The organism is Streptomyces sp. NPDC006552, from assembly GCF_040611655.1.
Taxonomy (GTDB): Bacteria; Actinomycetota; Actinomycetes; order Streptomycetales; family Streptomycetaceae; genus Streptomyces.
Genome location: NZ_JBEXOS010000046.1, coordinates 39,922 through 65,120, shown reverse-complemented (window position 1 = coordinate 65,120; position 25,199 = coordinate 39,922). Strand labels below are relative to the sequence as shown.

Genomic DNA, 25,199 nt, shown 5'->3' with positions numbered 1-25,199 from the left:
CAGCGGGCCTCCAACGGCTACAACAGCGTCTCCCTGGACGCGGCGGTCAACGGACAGGACGACGAGTCCGACACGATGCTCGCCGACTTCATCGGGGTCGATGAGCACTCCTTCGAGCTGGTCGAGAACTTCCACTCCCTCGCCCCGCTCATCGCGGGTCTGGACGAGCGCGACCGCACCCTGCTCCACCTGCGCTTCGTCGAGGAGCGCACCCAGCAGCAGATCGCCGACGAGCTGGGCTGCTCGCAGATGCACGTGTCGCGACTGATCTCCCGGGTCGTGGCCAAGCTCCGCGCGGGCCTGCTCACCACCGACTGAGCACTTCTCGCAAGGCGCCGCCGCGGAACCCCGCGGCGGCGCCTTGCGCTGTACCCGGGCCCGCCGTCCACCGTGTGCGGTTCCTCTCGGTTTCAGCCCACTTGCTGTGGTTACGTGGTGAGTTCCGGACCGTACCGAGCGGGACCGGGCACAGAGAGGACAGCGGGGCCGTGGTGGTGGGTCGGTTGCGGGGCGGTGGGGCATGGCTGGCGCGCGCGTGGAGCACATCCGGGTACGAGCGCCAGACGGCCATCCGCGTCCTCAAGAGCGTGCTGGCGGCGACGGCGTCCTGGTGGGTCGCCCACGATCTCGTCCACGCGCAGTCACCGGCGTTCGCGCCGTTCTCCGCCGTGCTCACCATGAACGTCACCATTCACCGCTCCGTGTGGCAGACCCTGCGCTACGTCGCCGCCGTCGTCGTCGGGGTGGCGGTGCAGGCGGCGATCGGCTTCGCCGCGGGCCCCGATCTCTTCGCCTTCGTCGTGGTCGGCGTCATCGCGCTGGCCCTCAGCCAGTGGCCCGCCCTCGGCGACCAGGGACCCCAGGTCGCCACGGCGGCCTTCTTCGCCTTCTCCGTCTACTCGGCGGCCACCACCAACACCGGCCGCGCCCTCCAGCTGGGCCAGATCGTCCTGCTCGTCCTCATCGGCTGCGGCATCGGCCTTGTCGTGAACCTCTGCGTCGCGCCCCCGCTGCGCTACCGCAGCGCCGAGGACGGCCTGCACGTCCTGGCCGCCGAGATGGAGGCCCTGCTGGACGACATGGCGGACGGACTGCGCAGCGGCGACGTCAGCGACGACCGCGCCGAGCAGTGGCGCACGGCCGGCGAGCGCGTGCAGAACGCCGTCGCCCAGGCCCGCTCCGGCCTGAACACGGCCGAGAGCAGCCTGCCCTTCAACCCGCGCCGGCTGCTGCCCGCCCACCGCGGCTATGTGACCTTCACCCGCTACCGCCAGGTCCTCGGCGCGCTGGAACGCGCGGTGTACCAGCTCAGCTCCACGATCCGCAGCCTCGGCCGGTGGCGCGAGACGGAGGACACGTACACCTACGCCCCCGCCTTCGAGGCCTACGCCGACTTCGCCCTGCGGCTGCGCGACATCGCCCACGTCATCGCGGAACTCGACAGCGACACCCTCACCGACCAGGCCGAGGAGATGAGCGGACAGGCGGCCGCGGCGCAGCGCGCGCTGCAGAACCTGCTGGACACCGCCGACGAGCACCGGCTGCCGCTGGCCGACGCCTCCCGCCCCTACGGCGTCCTCGTCGTGGAGGCCTCCCGCCTCATGGAGGAGTTCCAGCACACCTGCGACGTCCTCCAGGACACCGCCGACGCCTGAGCGCCGCTCCCACCGCGCATCAGCGTCGTGGCCCTGGGTACGCGGAGGCCCGGCCTCCGCCACCGCCGGTCACGTGGCGAGGAGCCGCACGGTATGAGCCCCTGGAAGGACCGGGCCCGACCGGCCCCACCCGCACGCTACTCACCCTGGGAGGCGCGGCATGCGCGCTCTGACATGGCAAGGCAAGCGCGACGTACGCATCGAGGAGGTGCCCGACCCCCGGATCGAGAAGCCCGACGACATCGTCGTCCAGGTCACCTCGACCGGTATCTGCGGCTCCGACCTCCACCTGTACGAGGTCCTCGGCCCGTTCCTCGACCCGGGCGACATCCTGGGACACGAGACGATGGGCGTCGTCGCGGAGGTGGGCCCCGAGGTCACCCAGGTCGCCGTGGGGGACCGGGTCGTGATCCCCTTCAACGTCTCCTGCAACACCTGCTGGATGTGCAAGCAGGGCCTCCACTCGCAGTGCGAGACCACCCAGGTGCGCTCCATGGGCAGCGGAGCCGCCCTCTTCGGCTACACCAAGCTGTACGGGCAGGTCCCCGGCGGCCAGGCCGAGTTCCTGCGCGTGCCCTTCGGCAACACCCTGCCGATCAAGGTGCCGGAGGGCCCCTCGGACGACCGGTTCGTCTACCTGTCCGACGTACTGCCCACCGCCTGGCAGGCCGTGGAGTACGCCGCGATCCCGCCGGGCGGCAGCGTGACCGTCCTGGGCCTCGGCCCCATCGGCGACATGGCCGCCCGCATCGCCCGGCTGCGCGGCGCCGAGCTGGTCATCGGGGTCGACCTCGTGGACACCCGGCTCGAACGCGCCCGGCGCAACGGCTTCACCGTCCTGGACCTGCGCCGGCACAAGAAGGACCTCGGCGACGCGGTACGCGACCTCACCCAGGGCCGGGGCACGGACGCGGTGATCGACGCGGTCGGGCTCGAAGCCCACGGCTCACCCACCGCCCAGGCGGCACAGTGGGCCACGGGCCTCCTCCCGGACAAGCTCGCCCGGCCCCTGATGGAGAACGCGGGCATCGACCGCGTCGGCGCCCTGCTGGCCGGGATCGACGTGGTACGCCGCGGCGGCACGCTCTCCATCAGCGGTGTCTACGGCGGCGCCGCGAGCCCGCTGCCGCTGCTGACCATGTTCGACAAGCAGCTTCAGGTGCGCATGGGCCAGGCCAACGTCTGGCGCTGGGTCGAGGACATCCTGCCGCACCTCACCGACGACGACCCGCTGGGCGTCGACGGATTCGCCACGCACCACCTGCCGCTGGCCGAGGGCCCGGCCGCGTACGCGACGTTCCAGGCCAAGGAGGACGGCATGGTGAAGACGCTCCTGCAGCCATGACCGCCGGGCCGGGCGCCGCGGCCGCACGGCCCCAGGTGTAGGAACGGCCGTCGCGGGCACTTCGTCCCGCAAGCCGACACCTGTCCCTCCCACCTCCCGCGCCGCTCACGATGCGTAGCCCTTCGAGTGGTCATCGGCGGCGGCGCGGCGGAGGGTGGAGGGGCAGGCGTCGCTGTCCCGAGGAACCGGAACGAAGCAGGGCGAGGCACCGATGACCACACATGCCCGGGCAAGACAGCCGCACCAGCCGCCCCAGGTCCGCCCGCGGCTGCTGGCCCCGCGCGGCGTCTACGCACCCCAGTACGACACCGACCTCCTGCTCCGCGCCCTCGGCGAGGAGCAGGTGGGGCCGCGGACCGACGTGCTCGACCTGGGCACCGGCACGGGAGCGCTCGCCGTGGCGGCCGCGCGGCTCGGTGCCCGCGTCACCGCCGTCGACCGCTCCTGGCGGGCCGTGTGGACGGCGCGCCTGAACGCCCGGATCAACCGCACCACGGTCACGGTCCGCCATGGCGACCTCTGCGCGTCGTTCACCCCGGGCTCGTTCGACCTGATCGTCAGCAATCCGCCCTACGTGCCCGCCCCGTCCCCGCTCGTGCCCCGCACCGGCCCCGCCCGGGCCTGGGACGGCGGGCTCGACGGCCGCGCCGTGGTCGACCGCGTCTGCGACGCCGCCCCGCGGGCGCTGCGCCCCGGCGGCGTCCTGCTGATGGTCCACTCCGCGCTGTGCGACGCGTCCGCGAGCCTGCGCCGCCTGACCGGCCTCGGCATGGACGCGGCGGTGATCGACAAGGCCCACGTGCCGTTCGGGCCGGTGCTGCGCGAGCGCCGCGACTGGCTGTGCGAGCAGGGGCTGATGGACGCCGACGCCACGCTGGAGGAGCTGGTGGTGATCCGTGCCGAACTCCGCTGACCGCCCGCGCCGCGTCACCGTCGACCGCGAGGGCCCCCTCCTGATCGAGGGGCCGGTCGAGGTGACCGCCGGCGACGGCACCACCCATGTGTCCCGCCGGTTCCAGGCGGCGATCTGCACCTGCCGCCGCAGCCGCACCTTCCCCTGGTGCGACACCAGCCACCGCAAGCGCCGGCGGGTCGACGACGAGGCCGCGGCGGACGACGCCGCGGCGAAGGAGAGGGGCGGAGCGTGACCACCATGACGCAGCCGCGGCTGACCCGGCCCGCGCTGCCCGCACCGTGCGGCCCCCTGTCCGGCGCGGTCGTCGCCGCACTGCGGCGCGAGGCGCCGCCGGAGCCCGTCGAGGAGAGCGCCGCGGCCGCCGACCCGTACGGCCGCGACCTCCAGCTGGCGCTGTACGTGCTCTACGAACTGCACTACCAGGGGTTCGGCGGCGTCGACGAGGAGTGGGAGTGGGACCCGCGCATGCTGACCCTGCGGCGCGCGCTGCAACAGCGCTTCCTCGGCGCCCTGCGCACGGACGCGGCGCCCGCGGCCGACGCCGGACAGACCCTCGCGGAGCTGCTGGTGGAGCCCGCCGGGTTCGACGACACCGGCGTCAGCCACCACCTGCAGCGCGACGGTGAGCTGTGGCAGTTCCGGGAGTACGCGGCGCTGCGCTCGCTCTACCACCTCAAGGAGGCGGACCCGCACGCCTGGGTCATCCCCCGGCTGCACGGCCGGGCGAAGGCGGCCATGGTCGCGGTGGAGTACGACGAGTTCGGCGCGGGCCGCGCGGACGAGATCCACGCCGGGCTGTTCGCCGAGCTGATGGCGGACCTCGGCCTGGAGACGGCGTACGGCCACTACCTCGACGCGGCGCCGTCCCAGGCGCTTGCGACGGTCAACCTCATGTCGCTGTTCGGGCTGCACCGCAGCCTGCGCGGCGCCCTGGTGGGGCACTTCGCCTCCGTCGAGATCACCTCCTCGCCCGGCTCGCGCCGCCTCGCGGAAGCACTGCGCCGCCTGGGCGCGGGAGCCGCGGCCCAGCGGTTCTACGACGAGCACGTCGAGGCGGACGCCGTGCACGAGCAGATCGTGCGCCACGAGGTGGTCGGCGGCCTGCTGGAGGCCGAACCCGGCCTCGACGCCGATGTGGCCTTCGGTGTGACCGCCACCGGCTTCCTGGAGGACCGCCTGGCGCGGCTGCTCCTGTCGCGCTGGCGCCGCGGCGAGAGCGCACTGCTCCTCCCGCTTCCCCCGGGCTGAGCGAACCGGCCGAAATCGGCAGGTATGACCTGCGCCGCACGGAGCACACAGAACAAGACAGCACGATGTACGAGAGAAAGGCGCATCATCATGGCTGACACCCAGCTCGACGGCCGTCGTGTCCTGGTCCTCGTCACCAACTACGGGGTCGAGCAGGACGAGCTGCTGGTCCCGCTGAAGAAGCTGCGGGACCAGGGCGCGGACGTCACCGTCGCCGCCCAGTCCACGGACGCGGTGCAGACGCTGGTGGGCGACAAGGACCCGGGCGAGACCGTGCGGCCGGACACCACGATCGACGAGGTGGACCCGGGCGCGTACGACCTGCTCCTGGTTCCCGGCGGCACCCTGAACGTCGACACGCTCCGGCTCGACGAGAAGGCGGTCCGGGCGGCCGCGTCCTTCGCCGGCTCGGGGCGGCCGATCGCCGCGATCTGCCACGGCCCCTGGCTGCTGGTGGAGGCGGACGTCCTCCGGGACAAGACGCTGACCTCGTATCCCTCGCTGAAGACCGACATCCGCAACGCGGGCGCCAAGGAGTGGGTGGACGAGCCCGCCAAGCGCTGCACCGCGGCCGGCTACCCGCTGATCACCTCGCGCACGCCGAAGGACCTCGACGACTTCGTGGGCGCGATCGACGAGGTGCTCAGCGCCTCCTGACCCCCGCACCGAACCGACCCAGAGGGAGCCCCATGAGCGCACGCGCGGCCGTCTTCGACGTGGACGGCACTCTCGCCGACACCAATCATCTGCACACCGTGTGCTGGTGGGAGGCGCTGCGGCAGGCGGGCCACCGGGTGCCGATGGTCTCGGTCCTCGGCGCCATCGGCCTCGGCTCCGCCGATCTGCTGGACCACCTGCTCGGCAAGGACCGCGACCGTGACGGGGACGACGCGCTCAGCGCGGCGCACAAGACGCTCTACGCCACCTGGTTCGAGCGCCTCGTCCCCGTCGACGGCGCCGCCGAGCTGCTGCGCCGCCTGCACGCCGACGGCTGGGCCGTCGTGCTCGCCACCTCGGCGAACGGCTCCGAGCTGGAGGCGCTGCGCGCCGCCATCGACGCGGACGACGCGATCACCGCGACCGCGAGCGCCGACGACGTCTCCGAGGGCAAACCGGCCGCGGAGCCGGTGCGCCACGCGCTGGAGCTGGTGGGCGCGGACGCCGCCGGCAGCGTCTTCGTCGGCGACTCGGTCTGGGACATGCAGGCGGCACGGCGCGCCGGCGTCGTCCCCGTGGGCGTCCTCAGCGGCGGCCTGAGCCGGGCGCAGCTGACCGAGGCCGGTGCGGCGGAGATCTATGCCGACACCGCCGAACTGCTGGGCGCATTGGAGCGCAGCGCCTTCCACCGGGTCTGAGGCGGTTTGCTCGGCGGCTGACGGGACACCCGGCGACTCCGGGCACGACGTGAGAGAGGCCGGTGGGACGAAATGGTGGATCGCTTCGCTGTGGAGCAGTCGGTCTTCGAGGCTGCCGAGGGCGACCCGGCCCGCCTGCCCCGGCGGCTGTGCGAGGCCGTGCGCGCGAGCGTGTCGATGGACGCCGCCACGCTCTCGCTCTTCACCGACACCCCCCACCGCCAGCTGCTCTGCGCGACCAGTGAGGCGGCCCTGCGGCTCGAGAAGCTCCAGTTCGGGCTGGGGGAGGGGCCGTGTGTCACGGCCGCGCGGACCGGCGAGAAGGTGGTCGTCAACGACCTGCACCAGGATCTGACCGGCTGGCCCGTCTTCGGCCCCTGCGCCCAGGACACGCTGCCCGACGTCGGCGCGATCTACGCCTTCCCGCTGCGTCTCGACGCCCGGCGCACGCTCGGCGCCGTCGACGTGCTGTGCCACCGGGCGCTCGACCCCGACCCGGACGTCATCGAGAAGGGCGTCATAGCCGCCCACGCGGCGAGCCAGGCCCTGCTGCGCACCTACCAGGAGACGGTCGAGCAGGGCGAGCTGCCCCTGTGGGAGCCCGTCGACATCCTCGACTCCTACTGGGGCCCGACCCACGCGGCCGTCGGCGTCCTCGTCGTCCAGCTGGACATCACGGCCGAGGAGGCGCTCAGCCGCATGCGGGCACGCGCCTTCGGCACCGACCGCCCGCTGCCGGAGGTCGCGGACGACATCCTCACGGACCCGTCGGGCTGGTGCGCGGCCGCCGCGAGCTGAGCGGCGTCCGATACGCAGGGCCCGCCCTCAGGCAGCCGCCCCGACGGGCGGTGCCGTCTGCGTCGCGTCCAGTTCGGCGCGGAAGGCGACGACCGCCTCGCCCGCACCCTTGAGGCCGATCCGCGTGAACTCCGCCTCCAGCTCGGCCAGTTCGGTCAGCGTCTCGCCGCGGGCGCGCCCCAGCCGGGCCCGCGCCTTGGTGAGTCCGAGCCGGGCGAGCGCCGCCCCGCGCTTCTCCTGCATCGCCTCGAACTCCGACAGCGCCAGCCCGTACGTGACGCGGGCGGCCTCGTACCATCCGGCGCGGTAGAGGATGTTGCCGCGCATCTTGTGGTTGTAGGCGAGCGCGCCGGCCAGATCCATCTCCCGGCAGATGACCTCGGCCTCGGTGAGCAGGGCCAGCGCCCGGTCCGCCGCGCCGCGCAGGGACAGCACGTCGGCCACTCCGCGCAGCGACCAGGCGCGTCCCCGGGCGTCGTCCGCCTCGGTGGCGATGCGCACGGACTCCTCGAAGAGTTCGAGGGCCCGGTCGTAGGCGCCCGTGTTGCGGTGCATCTGGGCGATCCCGGACATCGCCCAGACCATGTGCCGGGCCTCGCCGTGCGCCCGGCCCTGCTCCAGGAGCTGTTCGTGCAGCTCGGCGACGGCAGTGTAGTCGCCCTGGATGCGGCCGGTCTCGGCAAGCCCCGCGAGAGAGTAGCCGTGGGCGAGCCGGTCGCCGCTGCCGGCGGCGAGCGTGACGGCCCAGGTCAGCAGGCGACGAGCCAGAGGGAGCGCGCCGCACTGGCGGGCCAGCGTGCCCCCGCTCCACAGGGCCCAGGCCATGGCGGCCTCGTCCCCGGCGGTGCGCGCGCTGCGGTAGCTCAGCCGCCAGGCGGCCCGCGCGTCCGCGACCCAGCCGAGCCGGCGGTGGGCCTCCGCCACCGCCAGGGCGGCGCGGGCTCTGTCCGCCTCCGTGACCGCGTCGGTGAGCGCGCGCTCCGCGGCGGCCAGGACGTCCTCGTACGAGGAGTTCACCCCGAGTTCCGCACGCAGCTCACCTTGGTATTCGGGCGCGAACGCCTTGCCGTACATCGTTTCGTGGCCTCTCGGTCAACACCGTGTTCCGCCCACGAACGTACGGGGGCGGACGGGTGCCCCGAATCCCTCCGCATAGGGGTCGTGCCGTACGACTGAAGTGCTACGCCGCGGGGCGAGATCCTCTCCGGGGCGTACGGGACACCTGGGGCCGCGGTCACCGCCCGGGGCGGGCGGGGCGCGGGAAGCTCCAGGTCAATCGGGACGTATCTGCTGTTTCTGCCTGCGCGGGCCGGGTACCCCGAACAGCGAGAAGAGGGCGGAACGACAGGTTCCGCCACACCCCTCGGCAGTTGTTCTGGAGATGTCATGGCGGACCAGCGGAAGAGCTCATTCGCGACAGTCGACCCCTTCACCGGCAAGACGCTCGCGGAGTTCCCGGCCCTGGAGGGCGCGGAGGTCGACGCGCGGCTCGACACCGCGGGAGAGGCCTTCGACGCGTGGCGGCGACGGCCGGTCGCCGAGCGCGCCGCCGTCGTGGGACGCGCGGCCGAGCTCCTGGGGGAACGCAAGGAGCAGCTCGCCCGGACCATCACGACGGAGATGGGCAAGCTCATCGCGGAGGCGCGCGGCGAGGTCGACCTCGCCGCCTCGATCCTGGAGTACTACGCCCGCAAGGGACCGGATTTCGTGGCCCCCGAGCCCCTCGACGTCGACGAGGGCGAGGCGTACCTCGTCAACGAGCCGCTCGGGGTGCTGCTGGGCGTCATGCCGTGGAACTTCCCGCTCTACCAGGTGGTCCGCTTCGCCGGACCGAACCTGGTCCTCGGCAACACCGTGCTGGTCAAGCACGCCGGGATCTGCGCGCAGTCCGCCCTCGCCCTGGAGACCCTGTTCCGCGACGCCGGAGCCCCCGAAGGCGTTTACACGAACCTGTTCGTCAGCCACGAGGACATCGAGCGCGTCATCGACAGCCCGGTCGTCCGCGGCGTCTCGCTGACCGGCAGCGAGGGGGCGGGCGCCCAGGTCGCCGAGCGGGCCGGGCGGAACATGAAGCCGAGCCTGCTGGAGCTGGGCGGCAGCGACGTCTTCATCGTCCTCGACGGCGAGGGGCTCGAGCGCACCGTCGGCGCCGCCGTGGCCGGCCGGATGGCGAACACCGGGCAGAGCTGTGTCGCCGCCAAGCGGTTCATCGTGCTGGAGGACGTCCACGACGACTTCGTCGCCGGGATGCGCCGCGCGTTCGAGGCGCTGGTGCCGGGCGACCCGGCGGACGAGTCGACCACGCTCGGCCCGCTCTCCTCGGAGAAGGCGGCCGCGGAGCTGGCCGACCAGATCCGGGAGACGGTCGAACAGGGCGCGGAGCTGGTCACCGGCGGGCACCGCATCGACCGGCCCGGGGCCTTCGTCGAACCGACGATCCTCACCGGCGTCAAGCCGGGCATGCGCGCCTACGGCGAGGAACTCTTCGGACCGGCCGCCGTGATCTACCGGGTGGCCGACGAGGACGAGGCCGTCGCGCTCGCCAACGACAGCCGGTACGGCCTCGGCGGCTCCGTCTTCTGCGCGGACGTCGAGCGGGGCCGCCGGGTCGCCGAGCGCGTGGAGACCGGCATGGTCTGGGTCAACCACCCCACCTCCACCCAGCCCGACCTGCCCTTCGGCGGCATCAAGCGCTCGGGCTACGGACGCGAGCTCTCCCGGCTCGGGATGCGCGAGTTCGTCAACCGCAAGCTGGTGCGGGTCCTGCCGCCCGACGCCGAACTGCGCGGGATCGCCGGCTGAGCCAGGCCCCCCGCCCCGCCACAGCCCTACCCACAGACCCCCTACCGACATGAGGAGAGCACCGTGACCGCAGTACCGAACATCGCCCTCAACAACGGCAGCCAGATCCCCCAGCTCGGCTTCGGCACCTTCCAGATCCCGCCGGAGGAGACCCGGGAGACGACGCTGGCGGCCCTGGAGGCCGGCTACCGGCACATCGACACGGCGCAGATGTACCGCAACGAGAAGGGGGTCGGCGAGGCGGTCCGGGAGTCCGGGATCGACCGCGGCGACATCTTCGTGACCAGCAAGCTCAACAACGACGCCCACGCGCGCGACGACGCCCTGCGGGCCTTCGACGGCACGATGGAGGCGCTGGGCCTCGACCACCTGGACCTCTTCCTCATCCACTGGCCGGTCCCGGGCAAGGGCGACTTCGTGGAGACCTGGAAGGCCCTGGAGGAGATCTACCGCTCGGGCCGCGCCAAGGCGATCGGCGTCTCCAATTTCCAGCCCCACCACCTGCGCCGGCTGCTGCAGAACACCGACGTGGTGCCCGCCGTCAACCAGATCGAGGTGCACCCCTACCTCACCCAGGACGAGGCCCGCGCCTTCGGCGCCGAGCACGCCATCGCCACCGAGGCCTGGTCGCCCATCGCCCAGGGTAAGGTGCTCGACGACCCGACCATCAACCGCATCGCGCAGGCGGCAGGCAAGTCGCCCGCCCAGGTCACGCTCCGCTGGCACCTCCAGCGCGGCGACATCGTCTTCCCCAAGTCCTCCACCCACAAGAGGATCAAGGAGAACTTCGACGTCTTCGACTTCGAGCTCAGCGAGGGCGACATCGGGGAGATCTCCGCGCTCAACCGCGACGAGCGCACCGGGCCCGACCCGGACGCCTTCACCGGCTGACCGCCGCGCCGCCACCACGACCGGCGGCACCCCCCCGAGAGCATCACCACGAGCCCCCCGAGAGGCCCGGTCCACGGACCGGGCCTTTCGCGTGTCCGGGGTGCCCGGCCTGCCCTTCAATGTCCGGAAATAGGGCCCAGAAGGTGAGCCCACCCATAGGAGCCACGTCACATGCGAAGGGCGGTAGTAGTGCGGGGAGCGCCGGGGCCGTGTCCTGGAGCCGTCGCCGCGGGGATCAACCGGACTTTCTTCGTAATGCGGTAGTACGTCACATTCTTGCGTCGCCTTCCCGGCGTCGCTAACTCTTGCAGTCGTCCCCGGTTCGCCGAGTCCACTCCGGCAGAACCCCACGCACCGCATTGGAGTCACCCCCGCATGTCGATCGCCCTGACGCACACGAGCGCCACCGCCGACCGCACCGCCCGCCTCCGCAAGGTCTCCTTCTCCGGCATAGCCACCGCCGGCGCCGTCGCCGCGGCCCTCACGCTGGTCCCCACCACCGCTCACGCCGTGCCCGCCGAGGCGCCCGCCAAGGCCGCGACCTCCGCCCCGGCCACGAAGAAGGCCGCCGCCCCGGCCACCAAGCCGGCCGCCGCCCCGGCCAAGAAGAGCTACGCGAACAACCTCGACGGCTGGATCCGCCAGTCCCTCGACATCATGAAGGCCAAGGGCATCCCCGGCTCCTACGAGGGCCTGCACCGCAACATCATGCGGGAGTCCTCCGGCAACCCGAACGCCCAGAACAACTGGGACATCAACGCCCGCAACGGCATCCCCTCCAAGGGCCTGCTCCAGGTCATCCAGCCGACGTTCGACCGCTTCCACGTCTCGGGCACCGCGAACAGCCTGACCGACCCGGTCGCCAACATCACCGCGGCCGCCAACTACGCCGCCCACCGCTACGGCTCGATCGACAACGTGAACTCGGCGTACTGAGCACCCCGGCCGACGACGAAGGGCCACGCATGCCGCGCATGAGCGGAGACGAGCACCAGGCGCACCCGGCCGACGGCTCGGCGGCGCCCCCCTACGGACCCGCGCGGGTCCGCCGCGCACGGCGCAGCCCGCGCAGCCGGGCCCTGCGGTACCTCACCTGGAGCGCCCTCGGACTGGTCCTGGCGGGCGCGGGCGGTACCGCGTACGCCTGGCAGCACCTCGACGGCAACATCAAGGGCACCGACGTCGACGCCGCCCTCGGCGACGACCGGCCCGGCGCCCAGCACGACGGCTCGATGAACATCCTCCTGCTCGGGTCCGACTCCCGGGCAGGCACCCACGGCCAGTACGGCAAGGGTGTCGCCGGGGCCCGCGCCGACACGGCGATGGTGCTGCACGTCGACAAGAGCCACAAGAAGGCCTCGGTCGTCAGCATCCCGCGCGACACGATGGTCGAGCGCCCCCGGTGCGCGACGGGCCACGGCTCCACCGCGCCGGCCGCCCACGAGGCCATGTTCAACTCGTCCTACGAGGTCGGCGGGCCCGCCTGCACGGTCAAGACGGTCGAGAACATGTCCGGCCTGCGCATGGACCACTACCTCGAGGTCGACTTCGAGGGCTTCCAGAAGCTCATCGACGAACTCGGCGGTGTGGACGTCACCACGCACCGGGCCATCCACGACCCCGCCAGCGGCCTCTCCCTCGACGCGGGCCGGCACACCCTCAAGGGCAAGCAGGCCCTGGAGCTCGTCCGCACCCGGCACGGCGTCGCGGACGGCAGCGACCTGGGCCGCATCCAGCTCCAGCAGGCGTTCATGAAGGCCCTGATCCACCGCGCGGACACCGTCGACCCGCTCGGCCACCCCGGCAAGGCCTACGACCTGGCCGACACCGCGACCAAGACCATCAGCGCCGACTCCGGCCTCGCCTCCACCGACAAGCTCCTGGGCCTCGGCAAGGACCTGAAGGGCATCAGCCCCGCTCGCACCGACATGGTCACCCTGCCGGTCACCTACGACGCCCAGGACGCCGGCCGCGTCCTGCCGCTCGAGACGGCCTCGCACCGCGTCTGGGACGCGCTGCGCCACGACCGGCCCGTCCCCGCGTCGGCGACCCATGACTCGGTCGCCGCCCGGACCGATTCGCCCGTGTCGGCGTCCTCCTGACCCTGACCCGGCTCGCCACCACATTCGCCTGCTAGAACCGGCCCCCGGTGGGGTACAAGGCCCCGACAGGCGTGCTCGCTACTTTGTTGGGACGGTATGAATGCGCAGTGTCGGTGTGGAAGAGGAGCTGCTGCTCGTCGACGGCGAGAGCGGTGAGGCGCGGGCGCTGTCGCACGCCGTCCTGGCGATGGCGGCACGCGAGGACAAGAGCGACGACGACGCCTTCGAGGCGGAACTCCACCGCCAGCAGCTGGAGTTCGCCACCAGCCCGCACACGGACATGACGGACCTCGCGCGGGAGATCGTCCAGTGGCGGGCGCAGGCGGCCCGGCACGCGCGGACCCTGGGCGCCGAGATCGCCGCACTGGCCACCTCCCCGCTTCCGGTCAGCCCCACGGTCGGAACCGGCGAGCGCTACCAGTGGCTGGAGGAGCAGTTCGGCCTGACCACGCAGGAACAGCTCACCTGCGGCTGCCACGTCCACGTCCACGTCGAGTCCGACGAAGAGGGCGTGGGAGTCCTCAACCGGATCCGGCCCTGGCTCTCCGTGCTGCTCGCCCTGAGCGCCAACTCCCCCTTCTGGCAGGGCCAGGACTCCCGCTACGCCAGCTATCGCAGCCGGGTCTGGGGGCGCTGGCCCTCCGCGGGCCCGGTGGGCGTCTTCGAGGACGCCGCCGCCTACCACGAGCAGATCGAGGCCATGGTCGCGACCGGCGCCCTGCGCGACGACGGCATGATCTACTTCGACGCCCGGCTCTCCGCCGCCCACCCCACCGTCGAGATCCGGGTGGCCGACGTCTGCCTCGAACCGTCCATGACGGTGCTCCTCGCCATGCTGGTGCGCGGCCTCGTCGAGACGGCGGCCCGGCAGTGGCGGGCCGGTGAACCCCCGGCCCCGGTCCCGGTGACCCTGCTGCGGCTCGCGAGCTGGCGCGCGGGCCGCTCCGGTCTCGACGACGACCTGGTGGATCCCGTCACGATGCGCCCCGCCCCGGCGGCGAGGGCCGTCGAGTCCCTCGTCACGCACGTACGGGCGGCACTGGAGGACGCGGGCGACTACGACGAGGTCCGCTCGCGCCTCGACCGGCTCCTGCGCGACGGCAACGGGGCGCGCGTCCAGCGTGAGACCTTCGCCCGCACCGGCAGCCTGCGGGACGTCGTCGCCGAGTGCGTCAAGCGCACCGCCCGCGACGTCTGAACCCCCGGGTCCGCCCGGCGCTCCCGCGCGAGCGCACCGGCCCGCGTCCCGCTCCATAGCCCAACCAGGTCACATTGACGGCCAACCCTCGCCCGCCCGGTGTGCCGGACGCGCCGGACGGGCCCGCCGGACGATGTTGGGGGCCGGTGCGCGGCCGCCGGCGGGTCACCCCGGCGCCGCTCTGGTGCGCGAGCGAGGGAGACCACGATGCCGGAGCTGTTCGTCGACGGGGAGTGGACCGGCGCCGTCCAGGGGGCGCGGCGGGACGTCGTCAACCCCTTCGACGCCACCGTCGTCCAGCAGGTCGACGACGCGGACGCGGCCGACGTGGACCTGGCCGTGGCCGCCGCGCGCCGGGCCTTCGACCGTGGCGGCTGGCCGCGGACAGCCACCCGCGAGCGCGCCGACATCCTGCACACCGTGGCGCGGCTGCTCCTGCGCGACCAGGAGGAGATGGCCCGCGTCGAGTGCCTCGACACCGGCAAGACGCTCGCCGAGGCACGCATCGACATCGAGGACGTCTCGAACGCCTTCCGCTACTTCGCCGAGATCGCCGACAAGGACGGCGGCCGGGTCGTGGACGTCGGCCCCGGCGTGCTCAGCCGCGTCACCTACCACCCCGTCGGCGTCTGCGCGCTCATCGCGCCCTGGAACTACCCGCTGCTCCAGGCCTCCTGGAAGGTCGCCCCCGCCCTGGCCGCGGGCAACACCTTCGTGCTCAAGCCCAGTGAGACGACCCCGCTCTCCACGATCCACCTGATGCGGCTGATCGCCGAGGCGGGAACCCCGGCCGGGGTCGCCAACCTGGTGCTCGGGCCGGGCGCCACCGTCGGCGCCGCCATGGCCGCCCACCCCGACGTCGACCTCGTCTCCTTCACCGGCGGCCTGGCCACGGGGCGCCGGATCATGGAGGCGTGCGCACCGGGCGTGAAGAACCTCGCGCTCGAACTCGGCGGCAAGAACCCCAATGTCGTCTTCGCCGACTGCGACGTCGAAGCGGCCGTGGACCACGCACTCGAAGCCTCCTTCCTCCACTCCGGGCAGGTCTGCTCGGCCGGCTCGCGGCTCCTCGTCGAGGACTGCCTGCACGACCGGTTCGTGGAACGTCTCGCCGCCCGCGCCCGGACCATCCGGCTCGGCAACGGCCTCGACCCGCGCACCGAGAGCGGACCGCTCAGCTCGGCCGAGCACCGGGCGAAGGTCGAGGGGTACCTGGAGGTCGCCCGCGCCGAGGGCGCCCGCCTGGTCTGCGGCGGCGGCCGCCCCGACGACCCCGAGCTCTCCCGCGGCTTCTTCCTGCTGCCCACCATCTACGCCGACTGCGACCGCTCCATGCGCATCGTGCGGGAGGAGGTCTTCGGCCCGGTCGTCACCGTGGAACGCTTCCACGACGAGGACGAGGCGGTGGAGCTGGCCAACGACACCCGCTACGGCCTCGCGGGCGGCGTGTGGACCAACGACGCGAGCCGCGCCCAGCGCGTCGCGGAGCGACTGCGGCACGGCACCGTCTGGATCAACGACTTCCACCCCTACGTGCCGGGCGCCGAATGGGGCGGCTTCGGCCGCTCCGGCTTCGGCCGCGAACTCGGCCCGACCGGCCTGCGCGAGTACCAGGAGGCCAAGCACATCTACCAGAACCTGGACCCGGGCCCCTCCGGCTGGTTCAAGGGCTGACACGGACGGACACGGCGAGCGGACGGGCAGGGCATGGACGACGAGACGACGACCTACGACTACGTGATCATCGGTGGCGGTACGGCCGGATCCGTACTGGCGGCGCGGCTGAGCGAGGACCCGGCCTGCCGGGTCTGCGTGGTGGAGGGCGGCCCGAGCGACGTCGGCGACGACCGCATCCTCAAACTGCGCAACTGGATCAACCTGCTCGGCTCGCAGTTCGACTACGGCTACACCACCGAGGAACAGCCGCGCGGCAACTCCCACATCCTGCACTCCAGGGCCCGCGTCCTCGGCGGCTGTTCCTCGCACAACACGCTGATCAGCTTCCTGCCCTTCCCCGAGGACCTGGAGGAGTGGGTGCGGCTCGGCTGCGCCGGCTGGGACCCCGGGACGATCCTGCCGTACCGGGCCCGGCTGCAGAACACCATCGTCCCCGTCGGCCCCGCCGACCGGAACGCCATCGCGCAGGACTTCGTCACGGCCGCCGCCGGCCGGCTCGGCGTCCCTGTCGTCGAGGACTTCAACGCCCGCCCCTTCGCCGACGGCGCCGGCTTCTTCTCCCTCGCCTACGACCCCGCGACCAACAACCGCTCCTCCGCCTCGGTCGCCTACCTGCACCCCGTCCTGGACCGCCCGAACCTGACGCTGCGCCTGGAGACCTGGGCGCACCGGCTGACGCGGGACAGCGAGGGCCGCTTCACCCGCATCCAGGTCCGCAACCCCGACGGATCGTCGTCGACCCTGGAGGCCGACGCCGAGGTGCTGCTGTGCGCCGGCGCCATCGACACCCCGCGCCTGCTCATGCTCTCCGGCATCGGCCCCGCCGGACACCTGCGCGAGCTGGGCATCGAGGTCGAGGCCGACCTGCCGGGGATCGGCGAGAACCTCCTCGACCACCCCGAGTCCGTGATGGTCTGGGAGACCCGCGGCCCGCTGCCGCCCAACTCCGCGATGGACTCCGACGCCGGGCTCTTCGTGCGCCGCGACAGCGCGAGCGGCCCGCGCCCCGACCTGATGTTCCACTTCTACCAAGTGCCGTTCACGGTCAACACCGAACGCCTCGGCTACCCCGTCCCCGAACACGGCGTCTGCATGACCCCGAACGTGCCGCGCGCCCGCTCCGTCGGCCGCATGTGGCTGCACAGCGCGGACCCGTCCGTCAAACCGGCCCTGGACTTCCGCTACTTCACCGACCCCGAGGGGTACGACGAACGCACCATCGTCGACGGTCTGCGGATCGCCCGCGAGGTCGCCTCGGCCGCCCCGCTGAACGACTGGCTGCTGCGCGAGGTCGCGCCCGGCCCCGGCGTCACCTCGGACGCCGACCTCTCGGAGTACGGACGGCGCGCCGCCCACACCGTCTACCACCCGGCGGGCACCTGCCGGATGGGCGCGGAGGACGACCCGATGGCGGTGGTCGACCCGGAGCTGCGGCTGCGCGGCCACGACGGCGTGCGCATCGTCGACGCGTCGGTCTTCCCGACCATGCCGACCGTCAACCCCATGGTCACCGTGCTGCTCGCCGCCGAGCGCGCCGCCGATCTCATCGCCCCCCGGCCGGCGCCGCGTCCGCCGGCGACGGACGGACCGGGGCGATGACCGTTCCCGCCACACCGGACGGCGCCGCGTCCGCGGACGAGTCCGCCTCGGAGTTCCGCAAGGACATGGGCCCCTGGGCGAACTTCGCCCTCGGCTTCACCTACCTCTCGCCGGTGGTCAGCACCTACACCCTCTTCGGCACCGCGCTCGCCTCCGGCGGCCCGCCGATGATCTGGGCCTTCGTCATGGCGGGCTGCGGGCAGTTCCTCGTCGCCCTGGTCTTCGGCGAGGTCGTCGCGCAGTATCCGGTCGCGGGCGGTGTCTACCCGTGGGCCCGGCGCCTGTGGGGCAAGCGGTGGGCCTGGATGACCGGCTGGATCTACCTGTGGGCGCTGCTCGTGACCATCACCAGCGTCGCGTACGGTGCCGGACCCTACATCGCCATGCTGCTCGGCTTCCGGCCCACCGTGCACACCACGGTGCTCTGCACGGTCGCGCTGATCGTCATCGCCGTGCTCATCAACTACGCCGGTACGAAGGCCCTTTCGTGGGCGGCGCTGATCGGCTTCGGCGCCGAGCTGATCGGCGCCCTCGTCGTCGGCATCATCCTGCTCGTCACCCACCGCTTCCACGGCCTCGGCGTCCTCTTCGACGACTACGGCACCGCCGGCGACGGCTCCTACCTGCCCGTCTTCCTCGGCGCGGCCATCATCGGCTTCTACCAGTACTACGGCTTCGAGGCCTGTGGCGACGTCGCCGAGGAGGTCAAGCACCCCGGCACCGTCATCCCCAAGGCGATGCGCCGCACCATCTACGTCGGCGGGGCGGCCGCCACCTTCACCTGCCTGACGCTGCTGCTCGCCGTCACCGACTACCGTGCCGTGATCTCCGGCGACGACCCCGACCCGGTCGTGCGGATCCTCTTCGACGCGCTGGGCGAGGCGGGCGCCCGCATCGTCATGGGCGTCGTCCTCATCTCCTTCCTGTCCTGCACGATCAGCCTTCAGGCTGCGGCGGGCCGGCTCATCTACTCCTACGCCCGCGACGAGATGATCATCGGCCACCGGCTGCTGCGAAGGTTCTCGCCCTCGCGCGCGGTGCCGCAGTACGCGCTGCTGGTCTCCGCGGTCGTCCCCGCGCTGATCGCCGTCGGCTCCCTGATCTCGGCCGACGCCCTCACCAAGATCGTGTCCTTCGCGATCCTCGGCATCTACACCGCCTTCCAGATGGTCGTCCTCGCGGCGCTGCGGGCCCGCCTCAAGGGCTGGCGGCCGAGCGGCGAGTACCGGCTCGGCCGCTGGGGCCTGCTGGTCAACGCGGGCGCCCTCGCCTACGGGATCTTCGCCATCGTCAACATCGCCTGGCCCCGCACCCCCGAGGCCGCCTGGTTCGACAACTGGATCGTGCTGCTCAGCGGCGGCGTCGTGGTCGCCGTAGGGCTCCTCTACATGGTCACCACCCACCACTACGGACGCAGCGACGCGCCCGCCGACGACGCGGTGCCGAACCAGTAGGACCACGGGGACCGGCACATCGCGGACCGGCATACCAGATACTGCTGCACATGGCAGACAAGAAGGTCACCGCACGCAGGCCGGCGCGGCCGCACCAGGGCACGGAAGAACGGGAGTTACCTCCGCCCGCCCGAGCACTGCTGCCCGGGGCGCTGCGTCCCGCGCTCGCGCCGACCGCCGTAGCCGGCGCGCTGGTGGCCCTCGTGCTCGGCGTCATGTACGCCGGTCACAGCCGGCCCGGCCGGGTGGACCGCTGGCTCGCCGACCCGACGGCGGACGCCATCCGGCCGCCCTGGCGCCGCCTCGCCCTCGCCGTCGACTTCCTGGGCGAGCCCGCCGGAGCGGTGCTGCTGATCGCGGCCGCCGTGGCGGGCTGCCTGTGGCTGCGCCGCCCGCGCGCGGCCGTCCTCGCCGTCGCCGGGCCCGGCCTCGCCGTCCTCACGACCACGCTGGCCAAGTCCCTGGTCGGACGCACCATCCACGGCGAGGACAACCTGTCGTACCCGAGCGGGCACACCGCCTTCCTCAGCGCGTTCGCCTTCGTGGTGGCGCTGGTCGTGGCCGGCCGCGCGCGGTGGCGCCGGACCGGCGCCCTGCTGCTCGTACTCGCCGCCACGCTGGTCGCCGGCGTCGTGATGGGCTGGGCGCAGGTCATGCTGAGCGCGCACTACCCGACCGATGTGCTCGGCGGCTGGTGCACGGCCCTGGCCGTGGTGCCGGCGACCGCTTGGCTCGTCGACCGCGCGGCCGGTCGCGGCCCCGACTCCGCGCGCCCGGACCACGGCTGACGCCGCGTCACCTCGCCTCAGGCCAGGCGGCGGAAGACCGGCCGCACCGGCCGCCCGCCCATCCAGGGCGCGGGGTCACCCGCGTCCAGCGCCTTGCGGTAGACCGCGCAGGCCTGCGCCACCACATCGACGGTGCGGTCGATGTCGGCGTCGTCGAGCGCGCTGCTCACCACGAACGACGGGGCGAGCACCCCGCCCGCGAGCAACTGCCGCAGGAACAGCGTGCGGTACTCCTGCGAGGGCCGCCGGTGTGCGTCGAGGGTGGCGAAGACCAGGTTGCTCGCCCGGCCCCGGACGAGGACGTGGTCGCCGACGCCCATGGCCGCGGCCGCCTCCCGGACCCCGGCCGCCAGCCGCTCGCCGAGGGCGTGCAGCCGCGCGGTGACGCCCTCCTCGGTGTAGGTGCTCTGCACGGCCATCGCGGCCGCCAGCGCGTGCGTCTCGGCCCCGTGCGTCGTCGAGAGCAGGAACACCCGCTCGCCCGCGTGGCGGGTGCCGCCCCGCTCCATCAGGTCGCGGCGCCCGGCCAGCGCGGAGACGGCGAACCCGTTGCCCAGCGCCTTGCCGAACGTGGACAGGTCGGGGACCACGCCGTACAGGCCCTGCGCGCCCGCCTCGGACCAGCGCAGCCCCGTGATCATCTCGTCGAAGACCAGGACGCAGCCGTGCCGGTCGGCCAGCGCGCGCAGCCCTTCGAGGTACCCGGGCGGCGGCTCGGTGTGGGCGGCCGGTTCGAGGATCAGGCAGGCGATGTCGCCCGGGTACCGGGCGAGGAGCGCCTCGGTCGCGGGCAGGTCCCCGTAGGGGAACGCCACCGTGAGGTCGGTGGTCGCCGCCGGGATCCCCGCGGACATCGGCGTGGTGCCGATGAACCAGTCGTCGACGGAGAAGAACGGATGGTCGCCGCAGACGGCCACCCGCGCCCGCCCGGTGACGGCCCGGGCGAGGCGGACCGCGGCGGTGGTGACGTCGGAGCCGTTCTTGGCGAACTTCACCATCTGCGCGGTCGGTACCGTGGCCAGGAACCGCTCCGCGGCCGCCACCTCCACGATCGAGGGCCGCGCGAAGTTGCTGCCGCGGTCCAGCTCGCGCCGCACCGCCTCCACCACCCGGGGGTGGGCGTGGCCGAGGCTGACCGAGCGCAGCCCGGAGCCGTACTCGATGTAGCGGTTGCCGTCGACGTCCCACACGTGGGCGCCGCGGCCGTGGCTGATGACCGGGGCGAGGCCCTCGGGGTACTGGTCGTCGCCCTTGGCGTAGGTGTGCGCACCGCCGGGGATCAGGGCGTGCAGCCGCTCGTTGGCCTGCCGGGAGCGGGGCAGGGCGAACTCTTCGGTGTCCACGTCGGCGTCAGCTCTCTCTCTGCTTCAGGACCTCGGCGAGGCCCGGCGCCCGCCGGTCCCGCTCGGACACCGAGGTGACCGGCAGCGGCCAGGCGATGGCGAGGCCGGGATCGTCGAAGGCGATCGTCACGTCCTCGGCGGGGTCGTGCGGGCGGTCGATCCGGTAGGAGGTGTCGGCGGTCTCGGTCAGCGCCTGGAAGCCGTGCGCGCACCCCGCCGGGATGTACAGCGTCGTCTGCGCCGCGCCGGACAGCTCGAAGGAGGCCCGGCCCAGGTAGGTCGGCGAGTGCTCGCGCAGGTCCACGACGACGTCGAAGACCTTCCCGTACGAGCAGCGCACCAGCTTGGCCTCACCCGCGCCGGAGCGCAGGTGCATCCCGCGCACCACCCCCCGGGCCGAGCGGGACAGGCTGTCCTGGACGAAGGCGGTCGGATCGAGCCCCACCGAGCGGACCACGTCGGCGTCGAACGTGCGGCAGAAGAAGCCGCGTTCGTCCGCGTACGGCGTCGGCTCGAAGAGGTACGCGCCGTCGATCTCCGGGACCGCGGTCGCCTTCATGATGCCTCCTGCGGGGTGTGGACGGGGGCGTCGGTGGCACCGCTCGCCGGGAACAGGGCCGTGCTCAGGGCGGTGAACTGGCGCTGGAGGTGCTCGGCCGCCACCCGGTTCCGCTCGGCCAGGGTCCGCCGCAGCTCGGCGGCGCGCCGCTCCACGGCACGGAACTGGTCGAGCAGCCGGTCGGCGTCGACCTCCCGGGCCGGGTGGCAGTACGCGCCGAGACCCATCTGCGCCATCAGCGCGTCGGACTTGGCCGCGTAGCTCAGGGCCAGGGTCGGTGTGCCGGTCTTCAGCGCGCAGACCAGGTTGTGGTACCGGGTCGCCACCACGACGTCCGCGGCGGCCGTCTCCTTCATCAGGTCGGCGAGCGAGGCCGTCGCGGCGGCGGTGACCAGCGGCGAGTCCACCGCGGCGAGGATCGCCTCGACCACCGGAGCGTCGACCCCGTCGCCGGTGAGCAGCCGGACCTCCCGGCCCTCCTCGGCCAGCGCGCGGACGAACCGGGTCGTCCCGTCCAGGTAGCGCCGGTGGATCTCTGCCGCGCGGGCGCGGTCGTCGTTGCCGCCGTGGAAGGCCATGACGCCGACGCAGACCGGGCCCGGCGCGTCCCCGGGCGGACGCGGCGGCGGGGCCGGCAGGGCGAAGGCGAGATCCGGGTGGACCGTGTCGCGCGCGGTGTCGACGCCCATCTCCCGCATCGCGTCACGCGACAGCGTGTCCCGGTACGAGCGGTACGCGGCCAGCCGCGCCGACCAGCGCACCAGGGCCCGGGTCGCCGGGTCGCCGATCGGTCCCGCGCCGACGCCGACCAGCGCGACCCGGGTGCCGAGAAGACGCCCGCTCGCGCAGAGCAGGAACAGCGCGTACGGGAAACCCCACGGCCGCAGCGGCAGCGTGGCCTCCAGGACGCCCATGCCCGGCACGATCACCACGTCGTGCCGGCGCACCCAGGCCGCGGTGCGGACGGCGTCGACGAGCTTGCCCACGCCCTTGCCGGCGACCGCGCCCGCCCGTGACGCGGTGCGGTACTCCCCGCGGTACCAGTGCAGCCGCGTCGCCCGGATCCCGTACCGGGCGGCCACGGCCCCGGGCCCGCCGCACAGCGCGTCCACGACCGCCCGCGGATGGGCGGTGCGCAGGTAACCGAGCACGGCCTCCAGCGAACCGTCGTTGCCGAGGTTGCCGGAGCCGAGCAGACCGAACACCCCGACGCGCGCCGGGGCCGTCCGCCGCGTCACGCCTGCCGTCCCTCGCGTCCGGCGACCAGGGTGTCCAGGGAGATCCCGGACGCGGCCGGGTCGACCGGGGCGCGGTCCTCCACCCGCTCACCCGCGCCCGGCCGGGCGCGGCTCGCCATCCACGCGGCGAGATGGCCGTAGCAGGCGCGCCGGTCGGCCACCGAGAGCGGCGCCCGCCGGATCGCCTCGGCGAAACCCCAGACGTACTCGGCGAGCAGCCGCGGCACCGGGTGCAGGGGACCGGCCCGGCGCGGGTCGAGGTTGACGCACCGGGAGCGCAGGGAGGGGTTGGCGCGCTCGGCGCGGGTGGGGTGGTCGCGGCGGAAGTACAGCAGCTCCGGCACCTGGTGGAAGGGGCCGTGCAGGGTGATCTCGGCGACGAAGGTGCGGTCCGCGTGGTGGTAGCTGTCGTGCGGCTTGACCCGGCGCAGCACGTCGGCCCGCAGCACCCCGTAGAAGTCGTCGCCGCCCGGCTCGAAGAGCAGGCTGCGGAACCGCTCGGGTGCCCGCGGCGAATCGGTGGCGAGCGTGTACGCGTAGGGCACCTTCACCTGTCCCGCGCCGTCGATCACCGCCTGGTCGGCGTGGGCGAGGACCACCCCGGGGTGCTCGTCGAGCGCCTCCACGCAGCGCCGCAGCAGGTCACGGGCGTACAGGTCGTCGTGCGAGGCCCACTTGAACAGCTCGCCGCGGCACTGCGTGAACACGTAGTTGTGGTTGGGCGCGGCGCCGATGTTGCGCGGCAGCCGGAGGTAGCGTATGCGGGAGTCCCGCGCCGCGTACTTGCGGCACAGGGACTCGGTCCCGTCGGTCGAGGCGTTGTCGGTGATGACCAGCTCGAAGTCCTCGTAGGTCTGGCCGAGCAGGGCGTCGAGCGATTCGGCGAGGTACTCCTCACCGTTGTAGACGGGCAGGCCGATGCTCAGCCGGGGTTGTGCGGTCATGACGTCCTCACTTCGGGAAGGGTGTTCCGGTGGTGCGCGCGCAGGGCCGACCGCAGTTGCCACCACCACACGGCCGAGCCGCAGGCGGTCGCGCAGGCGACGCCCCAAGCCGAGCCGACCGTGCCGGCCGCGGCCGCGCCGCCGAGCCCGCCGGTGACATAGCAGGCCGAGGCGATCAGCTGGCTGCGCAGACTGCGCCGGGCCGCGCCCAGCGCGCGCAGCCCGGCCGCCGCGCCGGTGCCGAGTCCGGCGCCCGCGACGCCGAGGGTGACCGGCACGATGAGCTGCGAGGCGTGGTCCCAGACGCCGCCGAGCACGAACGTGCCGGCCCGGTCCGGCACCAGCAGCAGCGCCGCGCCCCACAGCAGCGCGGCGGCGGCCTGCCCGCCGCCCAGGAGCAGGCAGAACCGGCCCAGCTGGTGCGGGGCCCGCCGCAGCACCCGTGCCGCCTCCGCCACGGTGACCAGCGAGAGCCCCATCAGGACCGCCATGAACGGGCCGAGCAGGAGTTCGGCACCGCGCACCACGCCTACCGCGCCGACCCCGACGAGCACGCCGAGCCCGTACGCCCGCAGCTGGGCGGCGCCGCTGTTGGTGACGTTCTCGGCCAGGTACCGGGAGCCGAGGTCTCGGTGGTCGCGGAGCCAGGCGCGGGCTCCGGCGAGCCGGGGCACGAGGGCGGACTGGAAGCAGCCGTAGGCCGCGGCCACCGCCGCGGAGCCGCCCCAGGCGAGCACGAAGGCCCCCACGGTGCCGGCGCGGGCCGCCACCACCATGGCCGGGACGAGCGCGACGGCCCACACGACGTCGTTGACGAACGCCTTGCGCCCGGTGCCCGCGGCGAAGAACGCGAACCGCCACGCGTCCTGGAGCAGCAGCCCGGGCAGGACGACGCCGAGGCAGGCGAACGCGGGCCCCACCCGGCCCCCTACGGCGAGCCCGGTGGCCAGGGCGAGCGCGCCGAGGACGAGGCCGACGCCGAGCGCGGTCCCCGACGCGCGGGCCGCCGCCGCGCGCCAGTCCGCGGGCGCCACACCGCTGAACCGCACCACGAGCGGGTCCGTGGCCAGACCGCGCGAGACGTTGAGCACCACGCCGTAGGTGACCCAGGCCAGGCTGAACACGCCGAAGGCGGTCACCCCGAGCGAGCGGGCCACGTAGACCCCCACCACGAAGTTGCTCATGCTGGAGGCCGCCTGGTCGGCCAGGCCCCAGGAGAGCCGGCCGACAAGGGCCCGCCGGGCGGACCCGGCCGGCCTCGTCGGCTTCCCGCCGGCGGTCATCGAC

General features: G+C 73.3%; 24 protein-coding genes. 18 read left to right on the top strand and 6 right to left on the bottom strand.

What is annotated here, in order from left to right:
- The 9 genes from ABZY33_RS24605 to ABZY33_RS24565 all read left to right on the top strand — a co-directional run.
- A partial coding sequence (locus ABZY33_RS24605) for a sigma-70 family RNA polymerase sigma factor (protein WP_356493815.1) occupies positions 1-318 on the top strand: 318 nt, incomplete at its 5' end.
- Between the two features lie 170 nt (positions 319-488).
- Entirely contained in the window at positions 489-1,655 is a 1,167-nt protein-coding gene (locus ABZY33_RS24600; RefSeq protein WP_356493814.1) for an aromatic acid exporter family protein, read from the top strand.
- A gap of 160 nt (positions 1,656-1,815) precedes the next feature.
- Complete coding sequence (locus tag ABZY33_RS24595) at positions 1,816-3,000, top strand: alcohol dehydrogenase catalytic domain-containing protein (RefSeq protein ID WP_356493813.1); 1,185 nt, start codon at positions 1,816-1,818, stop codon at positions 2,998-3,000.
- A 211-nt stretch (positions 3,001-3,211) separates the two neighbouring features.
- Positions 3,212-3,913, top strand: a complete 702-nt coding sequence (locus tag ABZY33_RS24590) for a HemK2/MTQ2 family protein methyltransferase (protein ID WP_356493812.1) — start codon at positions 3,212-3,214, stop codon at positions 3,911-3,913.
- The gene (locus ABZY33_RS24585; protein ID WP_356493811.1) at positions 3,897-4,148 is read left to right on the top strand and encodes a CDGSH iron-sulfur domain-containing protein; all 252 of its coding nucleotides are present in this window, start codon (positions 3,897-3,899) and stop codon (positions 4,146-4,148) included. Before ABZY33_RS24590 ends, ABZY33_RS24585 begins: the two co-directional genes overlap by 17 nt.
- Positions 4,145-5,164, top strand: a complete 1,020-nt coding sequence (locus tag ABZY33_RS24580) for an iron-containing redox enzyme family protein (protein ID WP_356493810.1) — start codon at positions 4,145-4,147, stop codon at positions 5,162-5,164. The genes ABZY33_RS24585 and ABZY33_RS24580 overlap by 4 nt, the downstream gene beginning before the upstream one ends.
- Positions 5,165-5,254: 90 nt before the next feature.
- Entirely contained in the window at positions 5,255-5,821 is a 567-nt protein-coding gene (locus ABZY33_RS24575) for a type 1 glutamine amidotransferase domain-containing protein (protein ID WP_356493809.1), read from the top strand.
- 32 nt (positions 5,822-5,853) lie between these two features.
- Positions 5,854-6,519 (top strand): HAD family hydrolase, encoded by a 666-nt coding sequence (locus tag ABZY33_RS24570; RefSeq protein ID WP_356493808.1) that lies wholly within the window; start codon positions 5,854-5,856, stop codon positions 6,517-6,519.
- Positions 6,520-6,591: 72 nt separating this feature from the next.
- A complete protein-coding gene (locus ABZY33_RS24565; protein ID WP_356493807.1) occupies positions 6,592-7,317 on the top strand; it encodes a GAF and ANTAR domain-containing protein in 726 nt (241 codons plus the stop codon).
- Between the two features lie 27 nt (positions 7,318-7,344).
- Here ABZY33_RS24565 and ABZY33_RS24560 read toward each other — a convergent pair whose 3' ends face one another.
- Positions 7,345-8,391 carry a tetratricopeptide repeat protein gene (locus tag ABZY33_RS24560; RefSeq protein ID WP_356493806.1) on the bottom strand — a complete coding sequence of 349 codons (1,047 nt, stop codon included), beginning with the start codon at positions 8,389-8,391 and terminating at the stop codon, positions 7,345-7,347.
- Positions 8,392-8,703: 312 nt separating this feature from the next.
- On the opposite strand from ABZY33_RS24560, the gene ABZY33_RS24555 reads away from it, so the two are divergent.
- The 9 genes from ABZY33_RS24555 (at position 8,704) to ABZY33_RS24515 (ending at position 19,828) form a co-directional block, all read left to right on the top strand.
- Positions 8,704-10,119, top strand: a complete 1,416-nt coding sequence (locus ABZY33_RS24555; RefSeq protein ID WP_356493805.1) for an NAD-dependent succinate-semialdehyde dehydrogenase — start codon at positions 8,704-8,706, stop codon at positions 10,117-10,119.
- 63 nt (positions 10,120-10,182) lie between these two features.
- Entirely contained in the window at positions 10,183-11,010 is an 828-nt protein-coding gene (locus ABZY33_RS24550; protein ID WP_356493804.1) for an aldo/keto reductase, read from the top strand.
- 375 nt (positions 11,011-11,385) lie between these two features.
- Positions 11,386-11,946, top strand: a complete 561-nt coding sequence (locus tag ABZY33_RS24545; RefSeq protein WP_356493803.1) for a transglycosylase SLT domain-containing protein — start codon at positions 11,386-11,388, stop codon at positions 11,944-11,946.
- Between the two features lie 29 nt (positions 11,947-11,975).
- Complete coding sequence (locus tag ABZY33_RS24540) at positions 11,976-13,112, top strand: LCP family protein (RefSeq protein ID WP_356493802.1); 1,137 nt, start codon at positions 11,976-11,978, stop codon at positions 13,110-13,112.
- 100 nt (positions 13,113-13,212) lie between these two features.
- Positions 13,213-14,310: a glutamate--cysteine ligase gene (locus tag ABZY33_RS24535; protein ID WP_356493801.1), complete on the top strand. Its 1,098-nt coding sequence runs from the start codon at positions 13,213-13,215 to the stop codon at positions 14,308-14,310.
- 207 nt (positions 14,311-14,517) lie between these two features.
- Positions 14,518-15,984 (top strand): aldehyde dehydrogenase family protein, encoded by a 1,467-nt coding sequence (locus ABZY33_RS24530; RefSeq protein WP_356493800.1) that lies wholly within the window; start codon positions 14,518-14,520, stop codon positions 15,982-15,984.
- A 33-nt stretch (positions 15,985-16,017) separates the two neighbouring features.
- Positions 16,018-17,586: a GMC oxidoreductase gene (locus ABZY33_RS24525; protein ID WP_356493799.1), complete on the top strand. Its 1,569-nt coding sequence runs from the start codon at positions 16,018-16,020 to the stop codon at positions 17,584-17,586.
- Positions 17,583-19,040 (top strand): amino acid permease, encoded by a 1,458-nt coding sequence (locus tag ABZY33_RS24520; RefSeq protein WP_356493798.1) that lies wholly within the window; start codon positions 17,583-17,585, stop codon positions 19,038-19,040. Before ABZY33_RS24525 ends, ABZY33_RS24520 begins: the two co-directional genes overlap by 4 nt.
- A gap of 50 nt (positions 19,041-19,090) precedes the next feature.
- Positions 19,091-19,828, top strand: a complete 738-nt coding sequence (locus tag ABZY33_RS24515) for a phosphatase PAP2 family protein (RefSeq protein WP_356493797.1) — start codon at positions 19,091-19,093, stop codon at positions 19,826-19,828.
- A gap of 17 nt (positions 19,829-19,845) precedes the next feature.
- Here the strand turns inward: ABZY33_RS24515 and ABZY33_RS24510 are convergent, their stop codons facing one another.
- The 5 genes from ABZY33_RS24510 to ABZY33_RS24490 are packed head-to-tail and all read right to left on the bottom strand — an operon-like array spanning position 19,846 to position 25,195.
- A complete protein-coding gene (locus ABZY33_RS24510) occupies positions 19,846-21,171 on the bottom strand; it encodes a glutamate-1-semialdehyde 2,1-aminomutase (protein WP_356493796.1) in 1,326 nt (441 codons plus the stop codon).
- A 7-nt stretch (positions 21,172-21,178) separates the two neighbouring features.
- Positions 21,179-21,730: a dTDP-4-dehydrorhamnose 3,5-epimerase family protein gene (locus tag ABZY33_RS24505; protein ID WP_356493795.1), complete on the bottom strand. Its 552-nt coding sequence runs from the start codon at positions 21,728-21,730 to the stop codon at positions 21,179-21,181.
- Entirely contained in the window at positions 21,727-22,968 is a 1,242-nt protein-coding gene (locus ABZY33_RS24500) for a polysaccharide pyruvyl transferase family protein (RefSeq protein ID WP_356493794.1), read from the bottom strand. The genes ABZY33_RS24505 and ABZY33_RS24500 overlap by 4 nt, the downstream gene beginning before the upstream one ends.
- The gene (locus ABZY33_RS24495) at positions 22,965-23,912 is read right to left on the bottom strand and encodes a glycosyltransferase family 2 protein (RefSeq protein ID WP_356493793.1); all 948 of its coding nucleotides are present in this window, start codon (positions 23,910-23,912) and stop codon (positions 22,965-22,967) included. Before ABZY33_RS24495 ends, ABZY33_RS24500 begins: the two co-directional genes overlap by 4 nt.
- Entirely contained in the window at positions 23,909-25,195 is a 1,287-nt protein-coding gene (locus tag ABZY33_RS24490) for a hypothetical protein (RefSeq protein WP_356493818.1), read from the bottom strand. The genes ABZY33_RS24495 and ABZY33_RS24490 overlap by 4 nt, the downstream gene beginning before the upstream one ends.
- Between the last annotated feature and the right edge of the window lie 4 nt (positions 25,196-25,199).

What these genes read in the sequence shown, in the direction of transcription:
- ABZY33_RS24595 (WP_356493813.1), top strand. Translation starts at nt 1,816, where the DNA reads ATGCGCGCTCTGACATGGCAAGGCAAGCGCGACGTACGCATCGAGGAG.
- ABZY33_RS24590 (WP_356493812.1), top strand. Translation starts at nt 3,212, where the DNA reads ATGACCACACATGCCCGGGCAAGACAGCCGCACCAGCCGCCCCAGGTC.
- ABZY33_RS24575 (WP_356493809.1), top strand. Translation starts at nt 5,255, where the DNA reads ATGGCTGACACCCAGCTCGACGGCCGTCGTGTCCTGGTCCTCGTCACC.
- ABZY33_RS24570 (WP_356493808.1), top strand. Translation starts at nt 5,854, where the DNA reads ATGAGCGCACGCGCGGCCGTCTTCGACGTGGACGGCACTCTCGCCGAC.
- ABZY33_RS24565 (WP_356493807.1), top strand. Translation starts at nt 6,592, where the DNA reads ATGGTGGATCGCTTCGCTGTGGAGCAGTCGGTCTTCGAGGCTGCCGAG.
- ABZY33_RS24560 (WP_356493806.1), bottom strand. Translation starts at nt 8,391, where the DNA reads ATGTACGGCAAGGCGTTCGCGCCCGAATACCAAGGTGAGCTGCGTGCG.
- ABZY33_RS24555 (WP_356493805.1), top strand. Translation starts at nt 8,704, where the DNA reads ATGGCGGACCAGCGGAAGAGCTCATTCGCGACAGTCGACCCCTTCACC.
- ABZY33_RS24545 (WP_356493803.1), top strand. Translation starts at nt 11,386, where the DNA reads ATGTCGATCGCCCTGACGCACACGAGCGCCACCGCCGACCGCACCGCC.
- ABZY33_RS24540 (WP_356493802.1), top strand. Translation starts at nt 11,976, where the DNA reads ATGCCGCGCATGAGCGGAGACGAGCACCAGGCGCACCCGGCCGACGGC.
- ABZY33_RS24535 (WP_356493801.1), top strand. Translation starts at nt 13,213, where the DNA reads ATGCGCAGTGTCGGTGTGGAAGAGGAGCTGCTGCTCGTCGACGGCGAG.
- ABZY33_RS24530 (WP_356493800.1), top strand. Translation starts at nt 14,518, where the DNA reads ATGCCGGAGCTGTTCGTCGACGGGGAGTGGACCGGCGCCGTCCAGGGG.
- ABZY33_RS24525 (WP_356493799.1), top strand. Translation starts at nt 16,018, where the DNA reads ATGGACGACGAGACGACGACCTACGACTACGTGATCATCGGTGGCGGT.
- ABZY33_RS24520 (WP_356493798.1), top strand. Translation starts at nt 17,583, where the DNA reads ATGACCGTTCCCGCCACACCGGACGGCGCCGCGTCCGCGGACGAGTCC.
- ABZY33_RS24515 (WP_356493797.1), top strand. Translation starts at nt 19,091, where the DNA reads ATGGCAGACAAGAAGGTCACCGCACGCAGGCCGGCGCGGCCGCACCAG.
- ABZY33_RS24505 (WP_356493795.1), bottom strand. Translation starts at nt 21,730, where the DNA reads ATGAAGGCGACCGCGGTCCCGGAGATCGACGGCGCGTACCTCTTCGAG.
- ABZY33_RS24495 (WP_356493793.1), bottom strand. Translation starts at nt 23,912, where the DNA reads ATGACCGCACAACCCCGGCTGAGCATCGGCCTGCCCGTCTACAACGGT.
- ABZY33_RS24490 (WP_356493818.1), bottom strand. Translation starts at nt 25,195, where the DNA reads ATGACCGCCGGCGGGAAGCCGACGAGGCCGGCCGGGTCCGCCCGGCGG.